This window comes from Virgibacillus sp. NKC19-16 (assembly GCF_021560035.1).
GTDB lineage: Bacteria > Bacillota > Bacilli > Bacillales > Amphibacillaceae > Virgibacillus_L > Virgibacillus_L salidurans.
The window spans coordinates 1,591,056-1,603,676 of sequence record NZ_CP074373.1; the positions used below are offsets into that span (position 1 = coordinate 1,591,056).

At 37.0% G+C, this 12,621-nt stretch carries 14 protein-coding genes; 11 read left to right on the forward strand and 3 right to left on the reverse strand.

Features of this window, described 5'->3' with window-relative positions:
• Positions 1-30 precede the first annotated feature (30 nt).
• Entirely contained in the window at positions 31-984 is a 954-nt protein-coding gene (locus tag KFZ58_RS08220) for a COX15/CtaA family protein (protein ID WP_235794317.1), read from the reverse strand.
• Between the two features lie 411 nt (positions 985-1,395).
• Between KFZ58_RS08220 and cyoE the strand changes: the two genes are divergently transcribed.
• From cyoE to KFZ58_RS08255, 7 genes are all read left to right on the forward strand, one after another.
• Positions 1,396-2,337 carry a heme o synthase gene (gene cyoE, locus KFZ58_RS08225; RefSeq protein WP_304956826.1) on the forward strand — a complete coding sequence of 314 codons (942 nt, stop codon included), beginning with the start codon at positions 1,396-1,398 and terminating at the stop codon, positions 2,335-2,337.
• 61 nt (positions 2,338-2,398) lie between these two features.
• A complete protein-coding gene (coxB, locus tag KFZ58_RS08230; protein ID WP_235794318.1) occupies positions 2,399-3,448 on the forward strand; it encodes a cytochrome c oxidase subunit II in 1,050 nt (349 codons plus the stop codon).
• Positions 3,449-3,499: 51 nt separating this feature from the next.
• Positions 3,500-5,353, forward strand: a complete 1,854-nt coding sequence (gene ctaD, locus KFZ58_RS08235; protein ID WP_235794319.1) for a cytochrome c oxidase subunit I — start codon at positions 3,500-3,502, stop codon at positions 5,351-5,353.
• A 1-nt stretch (position 5,354) separates the two neighbouring features.
• Complete coding sequence (locus KFZ58_RS08240; protein ID WP_235794320.1) at positions 5,355-5,975, forward strand: cytochrome (ubi)quinol oxidase subunit III; 621 nt, start codon at positions 5,355-5,357, stop codon at positions 5,973-5,975.
• Between the two features lie 3 nt (positions 5,976-5,978).
• A complete protein-coding gene (gene ctaF, locus KFZ58_RS08245; RefSeq protein WP_235794321.1) occupies positions 5,979-6,296 on the forward strand; it encodes a cytochrome c oxidase subunit IVB in 318 nt (105 codons plus the stop codon).
• A 209-nt stretch (positions 6,297-6,505) separates the two neighbouring features.
• Positions 6,506-7,402, forward strand: coding sequence for a cytochrome c oxidase assembly factor CtaG (ctaG, locus tag KFZ58_RS08250; protein ID WP_235794322.1), 897 nt, complete (start codon positions 6,506-6,508; stop codon positions 7,400-7,402).
• A gap of 66 nt (positions 7,403-7,468) precedes the next feature.
• Positions 7,469-7,924 carry a DUF420 domain-containing protein gene (locus KFZ58_RS08255; protein WP_235794703.1) on the forward strand — a complete coding sequence of 152 codons (456 nt, stop codon included), beginning with the start codon at positions 7,469-7,471 and terminating at the stop codon, positions 7,922-7,924.
• A gap of 402 nt (positions 7,925-8,326) precedes the next feature.
• On the opposite strand, the gene ytvI is transcribed toward KFZ58_RS08255, so the two are convergent.
• The gene (ytvI, locus tag KFZ58_RS08260) at positions 8,327-9,385 is read right to left on the reverse strand and encodes a sporulation integral membrane protein YtvI (protein WP_235794323.1); all 1,059 of its coding nucleotides are present in this window, start codon (positions 9,383-9,385) and stop codon (positions 8,327-8,329) included.
• 160 nt (positions 9,386-9,545) lie between these two features.
• The gene (locus tag KFZ58_RS08265) at positions 9,546-9,911 is read right to left on the reverse strand and encodes a YugN family protein (RefSeq protein WP_235794324.1); all 366 of its coding nucleotides are present in this window, start codon (positions 9,909-9,911) and stop codon (positions 9,546-9,548) included.
• A gap of 375 nt (positions 9,912-10,286) precedes the next feature.
• On the opposite strand from KFZ58_RS08265, the gene KFZ58_RS08270 reads away from it, so the two are divergent.
• The 4 genes from KFZ58_RS08270 to KFZ58_RS08285 all read left to right on the forward strand — a co-directional run bounded on the left by KFZ58_RS08270 (position 10,287) and on the right by KFZ58_RS08285 (position 12,598).
• Entirely contained in the window at positions 10,287-11,351 is a 1,065-nt protein-coding gene (locus KFZ58_RS08270; protein WP_235794325.1) for a CAP domain-containing protein, read from the forward strand.
• Positions 11,352-11,467: 116 nt separating this feature from the next.
• The gene (gene ylbD, locus KFZ58_RS08275) at positions 11,468-11,854 is read left to right on the forward strand and encodes a spore coat protein YlbD (RefSeq protein WP_235794326.1); all 387 of its coding nucleotides are present in this window, start codon (positions 11,468-11,470) and stop codon (positions 11,852-11,854) included.
• Between the two features lie 11 nt (positions 11,855-11,865).
• Entirely contained in the window at positions 11,866-12,099 is a 234-nt protein-coding gene (locus tag KFZ58_RS08280) for a YlbE-like family protein (protein ID WP_235794327.1), read from the forward strand.
• A 61-nt stretch (positions 12,100-12,160) separates the two neighbouring features.
• Positions 12,161-12,598 (forward strand): YlbF/YmcA family competence regulator, encoded by a 438-nt coding sequence (locus KFZ58_RS08285; protein WP_235794328.1) that lies wholly within the window; start codon positions 12,161-12,163, stop codon positions 12,596-12,598.
• Positions 12,599-12,621 lie beyond the last annotated feature (23 nt).

Genomic DNA, 12,621 nt, shown 5'->3' on the forward strand with positions numbered 1-12,621 from the left:
GTAGTAAGAAATCTTACTACCTGTTTTTTATTATTTCCCCGAAGCAGGTTTATCTTCGTTTATTTGTAGTTCCTTTTCATACTTAGCACTCCTGGATGACAGCAGAATGAAATAACTCAGCATTCCAAAGAAACAGGAGATGACGAAAGCATGTAGTAAAGCGACTCCCAGGTTTAACATGGTGAAAATAATCATAGCCCCAAAAAACACTTGTGAAGCAATTAGTGCTAATGCAGTAATCCAGCCCCAATACATTATCCTATGATGCCTATAATTTTTCATCATTTTTATAAATAGGACAATTGTCCAAATGAAAAGAATTCCTGCTGCTAAGCGGTGCCCCATCTGTATCCACTGTTCGAAGCTAAACCCTCCAAAAGCAAGCGGTGACGTATTTGAACAGAAAGGCCAATCCGCGCAGACCAGATTTGCTTCGGTATGCCGTACTAAAGCCCCAGTGTAAACAACCATCAATGTATATATCGTTAGTGCATAAATTTCAATTCGGTGCTTCTTTTGAATAAACAACGATGTTGTATCAAATTTCCTGTCAATTTCAAATATGAGCAACATAAGTAAAAAGACGGATGCAAATGAAATCAATGAAATTCCGAAATGGGCAGCCAAAACGAAGTCAGATTGTCCCCACATTACCGCAGCTGCTCCTATGAAAGCTTGCAGAACTAAAAAGAAGACAGATATGAAAGACAAGAATTTCACTTCACGAATATGACCAATGTATTTCCACGCGATAATAGCTAAAGCGACAACAGTAATACCGACAACCCCTGTAACCAATCTGTGACTTAATTCGATTACGAGTTCAGGTGAGATAACTGATGGTAAAAACTGTCCTTCACATAATGGCCAACTATCACCGCATCCATCCCCGGAGTCCGTTTTTGTAACTAGTGCTCCTCCCAGTAAGATTAATGTCATCCCTACTGTGGAGATAACAGATAACCATTTTAATGTTTTAATCATAGTACAGCCTCACTTCATATATATGTAAAATTTATTCTTACAATAGATTAATAATAATATTTTTCCTTTATACAATGCAATGAAATACCTTCAAAAAATGACAAATGACACAGAATTGTAAGAGTCTGGGGGGTTATTACTATTTTCACCGTATAAAATTTAGAAAACCCTTGCATTGTGTTCATTTGTTTGCTAGAAATAATATAGGGATAATTTCCTTATGTTAAGCGTTACTATGTCAGGTCAGTGCTTAAATAAAGCAAAATAATGTTATGTAATTAATTAGATTGTAATAGAATTCCATGATACAATAAAAATAATTGTCAGTATGCATAAACGTATAATATTAATCGTTAACATGTATACTTGATATTATAATGCTTTCGGTGGAATTAGAAGGGGGGATACAAGATGGACAACATAGAGACACCTTCGTCACACATGGTTAGCGGCGAAGAAATTGTCCCGAAAGCACAAAAGACAACATTATTCTCTGATCTTAAAGCATTGGTTAAAATTGGTATTATAAACTCTAATTTAATTACTGCATTCGCGGGTTTCTGGTTAGCACTCCATTTCACTAATTCTTCATTTCTCGCGTATTGGGATATATTTTTATTAACAATGGCGGGTGTTGCATTAGTTATTGCTGGTGGATGTATACTTAATAACTGGTATGATGCTGATATTGATCTGGTGATGTCAAGAACAAAGAATCGACCTACTGTAACTGGGAAAATTTCATTACATACAGTTATGGGGCTGGGGATAGGAATTACTGTACTTGGTTTACTACTGCTCTTGTTTACAACAGTTGAAGCCACAATACTTGCATTGTTTGGATGGTTCGTATATGTCGTTTTATATACCATGTGGTCAAAACGAAGGTATACCTTAAATACTATCATTGGCAGTTTTTCAGGGGCGGTGCCACCTTTAATTGGTTGGGCAGCTATTGATCCCAATTTCCATGTCGTACCTTTGGTGTTATTTTTAATCATGTTTATTTGGCAAACACCGCATTTTCTAGCATTAGCAATGAAAAAGACAAAGGAATATAAGTCTGCTGGGATCCCGATGTTACCGGTAGTGCATGGATTTGAATTTACAAAACGACAAATTATTGTATATATTGCAAGCTTATTGCCACTACCGTTTTTTTTAGCGTCGCTTGGTACGACGTTCATAGTGATTGCGACTTTACTTAATATTGGTTGGCTCATTATCGGATTAAGAGGCCTATTCGTAAAAGATAATCTGAAATGGGCGAATACGATTTTTGTTTATTCCATAAATTACTTAACGATACTTTTTCTAATGATGGTTGTTGTAACATTACCTATGTTTAGCTGAATAACTAGCTTAAAATATATGCTTTAAGAAAATCAACAAGGAGAAAGAGGGGTATGAATAGATGAAAGATTGGATGGGAAAATCGAAGGCTATATTCCTATTAGGTTCATTAGCACTGATTCTAGCCGGTTGTGGACAAGAAAATTTATCAGCCCTAATACCAAAGGGGTACGGCGCTGAGACATCTATGGATTTAATTATCCTTTCCACCATAATTATGACGTTTGTGTTTATCGTTGTAATTCTCGTATTTGTTATTGTTCTATCACGTTTTCGTAAAAAGAAGGGACAAGAAAATTACATACCAAAGCAAGTGGAAGGTAGTAAGACACTTGAAACTGTTTGGACAGTTATTCCGATTGTTTTAGTTATAATCCTTGCTGTACCAACAGTTACGGCAACATTTGATTTAGCTGATGAAACAGGCTCAGAGGATGGGTTGAATATAGAAGTTACCGGTAATCAGTATTGGTGGCATTTTAATTATGAGGGGCAGGAAATTCAAACAAGTCAGGACATGTACATCCCTGTTGGGGAAAAGGTGCATTTGAATATGATGGCTTCTGATGTTATCCACTCATTTTGGGTGCCAGCACTTTCAGGAAAAATGGACGCCAACCCTGAAAACGAAAATAGTATGTATATAGAAGCGCATGAGGAAGGCGTCTACTGGGGTAAATGTGCAGAACTTTGTGGCCCATCACACTCACTGATGGACTTTAAAGTAATTGCAGTCAGTCCTGAGGAGTTCGATCAATGGGTTGAAGACATGCAAAACGTTGACCCTGAAGCAGAACCTGAAGATGCTGTAGCACAAGATGGTAAAGCTGCATTTGAAGAGAATAGCTGTATGGGTTGTCACGCTATTGGTTCTTCACCGGCGCAAGTTGGGCCAAATCTAACATCGTTTGGGGATCGTTCTAAAATTGCAGGTATTCTTGAACCAACAAAAGAAAACTTGGTCGATTGGCTTATGGATCCTGAATCGATCAAGCCTGGAAACCAGATGACCGGTAATTATGATATTACTGAAGAGGAAGCAAATAGTATTGCAGAATATTTAATGCAATTGCAGCCTTCTGAAATAACACCGGAAAGTGCAGGAGATTAATTTTATAATTTATACTATTGGGATGGAAGATGAAAAAGGGAGGTTTAAGCATTGAGTATAGCAGCTACTCAGAAGAGAGGCTTCGGTGCTGTGCTATGGGATTATTTAACCACTGTAGACCATAAAAAAATTGGTATATTGTATCTAATAGGTGGTGGATTTTTTTTCCTGCTCGGTGGATTGGAAGCTTTGTTTATACGTATTCAACTATTAGTACCTGAAAATGATTTCATTAGTGCAGGTCTGTATAACGAAATGTTTACTATGCACGGGACGACGATGATTTTCCTGGCAGTAATGCCATTATTGCTTGGCCTAATGAACTATATTATGCCTCTCCAAATCGGGGCACGAGATGTTGCATTTCCATTTTTAAATTCATTAGGTTTTTGGTTGTTTTTGTTCGGTGGACTATTATTAAATTGTAGCTGGTTTTTGGGAGGAGCACCTGATGCAGGATGGACTGCATATACCCCATTATCACTACAGTCACCGGGACACGGAATTGATTTTTATGTAATGGGACTGCAGCTCTCGGGTGCGGGAACATTAATTGGTGGTATTAACTTCCTGGTTACGATCGTTACCATGCGTGCACCGGGGATGACATATATGCGTATGCCACTATTCACTTGGACTACTTTTGTCACAAGTGTACTAATATTATTTGCATTCCCTGCATTAACTGTTAACTTATTTCTATTAATGTTTGACCGTATGTTCGGATCGGCATTTTTTGATGTAGCATTAGGCGGGAATACAGTAATCTGGCAGCATTTGTTTTGGATATTTGGTCACCCTGAAGTTTATATCCTAATACTCCCTGCATTTGGTGTATTCAGTGAGGTGTTTCCAACATTTTCCAAGAAAAGATTATTTGGTTATACAGCAATGGTATTTGCAACAATTTTGATTGCATTTCTAGGGTTTATGGTATGGGCACACCATATGTTCACAGTTGGACTAGGCCCTGTAGCAAACTCTATCTTTGCGATTGCAACAATGGCTATTGCAGTGCCTACAGGTATTAAGATCTTTAACTGGTTGGCGACAATGTGGGGTGGAAGTATTACCATTAATTCTTCTATGCTATGGGCTTTAGCATTCATACCTACATTTACTATTGGCGGTATGACAGGTGTTATGCTTGCTTCTGCTGTAGCAGATTATCAATACCATGACACATACTTTGTTGTTGCCCACTTCCACTATGTTATGGTAGGTGGAACAGTGTTTGGAATTTTTGCAGCACTACATTATTGGTGGCCAAAAATGTTTGGACGTATTCTACACGAAGGTATGGGCAAATTTACTTTCTGGACATTCTTTATTGGATTCCATTTAACATTCTTTATCCAGCATTTCCTAGGATTAATGGGAATGCCTCGCCGTTATTGGGTGTTTTTGGAAGATCAAGGATTAGATACTGGTAACTTAGTCAGTTCGATTGGAGCATTTTTAATGGCTATTGCTGTAATTGTATTCTTGATTAATATTATTTACACAGCGGCTAAAGGAACAAAAGCACCAGCTGATCCATGGGATGGCCGGGCGTTAGAATGGGCTATTTCATCACCACCGCCATATTATAACTTTAAACAAACACCATTGGTTCGTGGACTGGATCCTTTATGGATTGAAAAAATGGAGGGCAAAGGTAAGGTTACACCCGCAGAACCAGTAGATGATATTCATATGCCGAATTCGAGTTTTGTACCATTTATCATGACATTCGGGTTCTTTGTCGCCAGTTTCGGATTTATTTATCAAGTGGATCATAGTGCATGGCTTATTGCGGTTTATGTCGGTATGGGAATAGCGCTTGGTGCTATGGCGTATAGATCGTTGAAAGATGATCATGGTCACCATGTTACAAAAGAAGAACTAGAAAGGGAGGCTGACTAAGATGAGTCACGATCATTCCTTAAATCCTGAAACAATGCCACAGGAACCAGAAAAAGCCACCCTTGAGGGTAAAAATAAATTTTTGGGTTTATGGTTCTTCCTTGGCGGTGAAACAGTCCTTTTCGCATGTTTGTTCGGTACCTATCTCGCGTTGAATAACTCAACAGCGGATGGACCGTCTTCAAATGACATATTTGGATTGGAACTTGTTTTTCTTATGACAGTATTGCTTCTAACAAGTTCATTAACTAGTGTGTATGCTGTGTATCATATGAAAAATAATGACTTTAAAAAGATGCAATTATGGTTGGGGATCACAGCGTTACTAGGGATTGCTTTCCTGGCATGTGAAGTATATGAGTTCGCTCACTATATTATTGATTATGGCTTCACTTTCCGTTCGTCAGCTTTTGGATCTGCATTTTATACATTAGTTGGATTCCATGGAGGGCACGTGGTCTTTGGCTTGAGCTGGCTTATTACGTTGATGGTCCGTAATGCTAAAAGAGGTTTGAATTTATATAACGCTCCAAAATTTAATACATTCAGTCTATACTGGCATTTTATTGATGTTGTATGGGTGTTTATTTTCACAGTTGTATATTTAATGGGGATGGTGTAATTTATGGCAGAGAATACCAATAAAATGAATGCCTTCCAAAAACAGAAAAAGAAAGAGGAAATGAAGAAACAAGTAATTTCGTTTGCTTTAATGATTGGCCTTACAATAATTGCCTTTTCTCTTGTTGCGACAGGTGCAATGGAAAGTATGTTCATCATACCAGTGCTGATTATTTTAGCAGTCATTCAAGTTGGCTTTCAATTTTATTATTTTATGCACCTGAAAGACAAGGGACATGAAATGCCAGCAGCATTTATCTATGGTGGTGTATTCGTCACTTTCCTAGTTCTTGCAGCTTTACTTGTGATCACCTGGTGGTGATTTAATTAGATCGGGAATCTTTCTCCCGGTCTTTTTCTTTCTTAAAATATTTTTTGCTAAAATCGTCACAATATAGAGCTGTACGAGTTGATGATTTGCGTTACAATGTACATGTTAGTAGGTATAAACTTTCGAATGATTAAATATAAGAAATAAAAGCTTTCGCCAATAATTGGTGGTAAGCAACGTTTTTCTAAGGGTGGGTAATTATGTGGCTGGAACTGCAAATATTTGGCCTCCGTGCGTTGTGGAGTCCGTATTTCTTAACATATATTATAATTTTAGCTTTGCTTTACTTTCTAATAACGGGTCCGTATCGTCATAAATTCGGTGGTACTGAAAAGCCTAGCGGCAGGCAACAAATCTATTTTTACTTGGGGTTATTTCTATTATATGTTATAAAAGGTTCTCCAATTGATTTGTTAACACATATTACGCTAACGGCACACATGATTCAAATGGCGATCTATTATCTTGTGTTTCCTATTTTGATCATTAAGGGGATACCAGCATGGATTTGGAGAAAGGTTGTTTATGCACCAGTAATTAAACCTATTGTGAAAGTCTTAACCAAACCAATTGTTTCCTTGTTACTATTTAATTCACTTTTTTCAATTTACCATATACCTGCTATTTTTAACTTTTCAAAATCATCATTGATTGCACATTCATCTATTTCAATTATTATATTGATTGCTGCTTTCATTGTATGGTGGCCAATAGTGTCACCGCTTAAAGAATTTGATACTATGAGTCCGGTTTTAAAAATGGGTTATATCCTTGCTAACGGTGTTTTAATTACGCCGGCCTGCGCGTTAATTATATTCGCAGACCAGCCATTATACGCGGCGTATACACAGGACGGAGCATGGTTGCAGGCACTCGCCTTATGTGTACCTGGAGATGTGTTAACAGGTATAGCGGTTCCGCTTTCCGGGCCGGAGATGTTTACATCATTGAGTACAATGTATGATCAGCAATTAGGTGGCATTATTATGAAGGTCGTGCAGGAAATTACGTATGGAATCTTACTGGCAAGTGTCTTCTTTAAATGGGTTAATAAAGAAGGTCAAAAAGTAGACCCTGTACCTGCGGAGATAAATTAACAAAAAATAGTTAACTCCATTTGGAGTTGGCGTTTTCTCAATTAGAAAGGATACGTGAAGAAAAATATGCCTGTTTTACCGACATTAAGTACTTTTTTTATTTTATTAAGCGCCATTTTAGTAGCTTTTGGCTGGAGATTTATAAGTAAGGGCAAGGCGGAAGCTCATAGAAAAACGATGATAGCAGCTGCTATTAGTGCAATCTTGTTTTTTATTATCTATGTATCCAGAACCATTTTTGCTGGAAATACAAGCTTTGGTGGGCCTGAGGAATTAGAGATCTATTATACCATATTTTTAATTTTCCATATTACACTAGCAACAACAGGTGCTGTATTTGGTATTACTTCATTGACATTAGCGTTTAAACGAAAAATTATCAAACATAGAAAATTAGGTCCGTATACAAGTATTATATGGTTTTTCAGTGCCATAACCGGATTTATCGTTTATCTGTTATTGTATGTTTTCTTTGATGGAGGAGAAACTACAAGTTTAATTAAAGCTATATTAGGAACATAAAAAAGGGTGAGTAACTATATTGCTCACCCTTTTTCTATGTTACATAAGAAATTATAAAATTTTGAGGTTATAGATAATTCAGCAGCCGAATAGGCCTCGTCCGGCTCCAGCGCCCAGCAACTAGCAAATCTTTACGGTGGGGCGAGCATTTAGCGCAGCCCCAAACTTCACATTCCTCCATTACGGTAAGTCAACATCGGTTTAGGGTTGGAAGGAAGGCCGACTAAAACCGGGCCAGACGCTTAGGCGTCGGCACACCGCTTTTGCAGGGGCATGTTTCCTTTATCTCATTGCGGAAGAGGAGGTTTAACTAAAACCACCACTTTGCGTGGCAACGTTGAACCACCCGCAGCGCTGAGCGCGGTTTGTACGTTGCTAATCGGGCGCTTTAAGACTTTGTTCTTAAATTTTAATTTTCCATTTTATAATGCCAGCTTCTTTTGCTGAATTAAATGCAATAACAAATAATGGCCCTAGAATAAAGCCCAGAATACCTAGTAATTGCAGGCCTAGAAACATAGCAATTAGTGTTGCCAGCGGTGATAATCCAATATGCTGTCCCATCACCTTTGGTTCTACTGTCCGCCTTATAGCAAGTAATATAATTGCCAATATAGCTAATTGTATGCCCGTCGTAATGTCCCCACTTAACAGCATGAACAATGCCCACGGGCCCAAAACGGCGATTGAGCCAATAATAGGAATGAGGTCGATTATCCATATAATCAAGGACATGATTATCGCAACTTCCGGAACGATTAAATATAGTCCGATTAATGTGACCGCAAGTATAATAAGGCTGACAAGAAATTGAGCTTTGAAAAAACCTAAAAGAACATCGGTTAAGCGCTTATTCATAAAGGAAACTTTTTCAGCCGTTTCTTTTGTGAATAAACTATATGTCTTTGATTTAAGTACAGGTAATTCAAGCATAAATAAAAATAAAGCAATTAAATATACAATAAAACTGATTAAATAGGATGGAACCTTAGCGAATAATTGTGCTATATTATCTAATGTAATAGTATCTCTTGCTGTTTCACTCAATGCAGTTAAGTTATCCTCAATACTATTTGATACCTGATTAACAAATTCAGGGGGTAAATTATTTGTATATTGTTGAAGGTTTGTCTCCCAATCTTCATATATCTCATTTATCTCATTAACATATGTGGGGATATTTTCCACGAAATTTACAACCTGTGTGGTTGCTTTCGTGACTGCAAATGTACCAGCAACTCCCATTATGATCAAAAAAAGCAGAAAAACAATGATTACGGATATTTGTCGGCTCATCTTCCCCTTTCGTTGTATTAACCGAATAAGTGGATTAAGTGCCAGAGCGGTGATTAATGCAAGTATTAAAGGAACGGAAACAGGTAATATAAAGATTATAAACAGTAAAAGTATTATAAACAAAAAAATAAGCGACCATTGACGTTTTGAAATAGAACGAAGCAAGTTTATACGATGTCTCCTTTCATAGTAGTCTAAAGGATTACATAAATAATAAGCGTGTCAATTATTAGATCAGCGTTTTGCATCTTTTGATTAAAAAACCAACTGCCTGGTGATTATGCCTGATAGAGCAGTTGGTTTTTATAAGGATGACTTTGATGACTTATTTCTTATATTGGTTAATTTCTTCTGCTAATTTTGTTACTAAATTGTTTGCTCGTTCGACGAGGTTTTCCGGGAAATTTTCACCTTCACCATATTCAACACCGTGTGGATAATAATGTTTCCCGAGTAATGGAGTTAAGAGCTTGATTACAGCGTTTCCACGATCTACATCACCTTCGACCGCATAGCCTTGTACGCGAATATAGTATGTAATGTTCTTTTCTTTTGAATCAATTCTATAATCATATGTCACTCGTTCATAATCCCATTGCTCTGCACGGATAAAAGCATGTAATCCAGTTATATGATCCAGAGGTTTAACATCAATCATAACATCTTCTATTCCAGTATTTTCTAATCTCATTTTATCACCTCACATATTTGTCCTCATTAACCTATAATAATACGAAATGAAGTAACTTGCAATCGAAAAGATAATATGCTTTTGTTTCTTTTTTATTTTAAAAAAACATATGAAATAATAGAGAAAAGAGAATGGATGGTTATATGAAATCATAGGTTGAAATATATACTATAAGTGCGTGTTCAAAAAGGAGGATAAAAAGGACCGATAAGTTCGAGGCGACGTAGTTTCGAGCAAACGTTCTTGTACGCAGGAAAAGTGGTTTTCCTTTTCCAAGGAGCGGAGAAACAAGGCAACGAAGACATTCGAAGTGTCATTTTTGCCGGACTTTTGAACATATTCTATAAAATTAAATGCAAAAGGATGATCACTGTTATGCGTTTTATTCGAAATATAGTTTTACTAGCGCTACTTGGAATAGGAGCTTTCTATGTATTTGAACTAAATACTAATTCTCCTGAAGAAGCAATCGATAGCATAAATGATGTAGTGAAAGAAAAAGATAGCCAGATTGAAACAAAAAGAGCACCTGAAAAAGAAGAAGATATGCTACTAGAAGAAGATTTATTACAATGGATAGGTAAGTCTCAGGAAGTATTGGTTGAGGCTCTAGGTGAGCCTAACCGCACAGACAGAAGCGCCTATGAATACACGTGGTGGGTGTATACAGACAGTAAAGATAAATATATTCAATTTGGAATGCAAGATAACAAAATAATAACCGTTTACGCAGCTGGAAATGCCCTGGATACAGAACCGATTCAAGTTGGACAAGGATACGATGCCGTAGATGATCAGTTGTCATTTTCAAATGAGCTAACATACAGTCAAGGGCTCTCTTCTTATATATTTCTACTGAATCAGGATGATTTGAAGACACGTCCATTAGTCAAGGTTTCGGATAATATATTTATACAAATTTATTTTGATACATTTACACAAGAGTTATCTTCTATACGCGTTTTAACAGCTGACACATTACTTAAGCATCGACCATATGAATTGGAATATCGCGGTGATTTACCGGACGAACCGGATTTAACGGATGAGCAGTGGGCTGAGGTTGAAGAAGGAATGGAAAAGCAAATATTTGATATAACGAATGTCATGCGACATCAGCATGAAAGACCATCGTTGAATTGGGAAGACACTGTTAGTGAAGTAGCATTTTCACATAGTAAAGATATGGCTGAAAATAATTATTTCTCCCATTACAGTCAGAATGGTGATGGATTAAAGGAGCGCCTGTCCGTTGAGGATATATTCTATGCTACAGCAGGGGAAAATATTGCAGCGCAATATCCGGATGCACCAGCAGCAATGGAAGGTTGGCTGAATAGTGAAGGGCACCGGGAAGCACTATTAAATGGAGACTATACGCATTTAGGGGTTGGTGTTTATCGTTTCTACTATACGCAAAATTTCCTGGAAAAACCGTAAATAAACTCACTCAGCTGACATACTGAGTGGGTTTTTTTCGTTTTGATTTCGCACGGTATTTATGAATCAACATAAATTAATTAGTAATAGATGACTATAGTGATGAGGTGAATTAAATGAGCGGGGATAAACTGCATCCGACTGTGTTGGAATTCAAACAGTTTATGAATAAACACCCAGTTTTGCTTGAAGAAGTAAGAAAAAATGGGAGATCATGGCAGGAATACTATGAAAAATGGGTACTACTTGGTGAGGATGATCCTTTTTGGGGCCAATATCGAAACAAGGATGATAAAACCGATGAAAAGGGAGAACAAAAACATGCTGAAATATTCCGTCAGCTGATGAAGCTTACGAAAAATATGGATTTAGACAAAGTACAAGAACAAGTACATCAATTAAACAATACGATTTCCATGATACAAGGTGGAATCAATCAATTTCAGGAAAATAAAAAGTCAAGCGATAAACCAAAAGAACTTTTTAATTTGTTTAGGGATTAAGGAGGAAAAAGATGGATTCTGCTAACTATAACTATTTATCTAAAAACCCCAGGTTGGCTATGTTTGTTCGTTATAATCCAATCTGGTACCGGTATTTGTCCAGGGAACCAGAGCGAATCAATGAAATAGAAAAGGAGGCAAAAAAATTTTATGGAAAAACATTCCCACAACAATTAGAAAAAATAAACAATCAAGTACAAATGTTTGGAATGCTTATTCGATTTGCCGAGGAAATGAAAGATTAATACTTTTTCCATTTTCATCTGAGTAATAAAATGCTATGATAATGGTGGAGGTGTTTGTATTATGATAGCTACGATGGAATATGTTGATATACTTGACCGTTCAGAACTGCTAGGTAAGATGGTATTGGATTCGGACGTGATGAAGGCATACAATAATTCCCAAAAAGAGCTGAATGAAGATAATGAAGCACAGAAGTTAATTAAAAAATTTAAAGATATAAAGAGTCACTATGACGATGTACAACGATTTGGAAGGTATCATCCGGACTATAATGAAATAATGAAACAAGTTCGTGCTTCCAAGCGTGAAATGGATATGAACGATAAGGTTGCTTCTTTTAAAATAGCTGAGCGTAATTTACAGAAGTTACTGGATGAAATAAGCGAATATGTAGCATTAAGTACTAGTAAAGATATCAAAGCTCCCAAAGACGGTGCTGCTTTAACGGATAGCGGCTGTGGATGTGGAAGCGGTGGAACTTGTGGTTGCGCGTCTTAATATATTGCCAGTAAATAAAATGT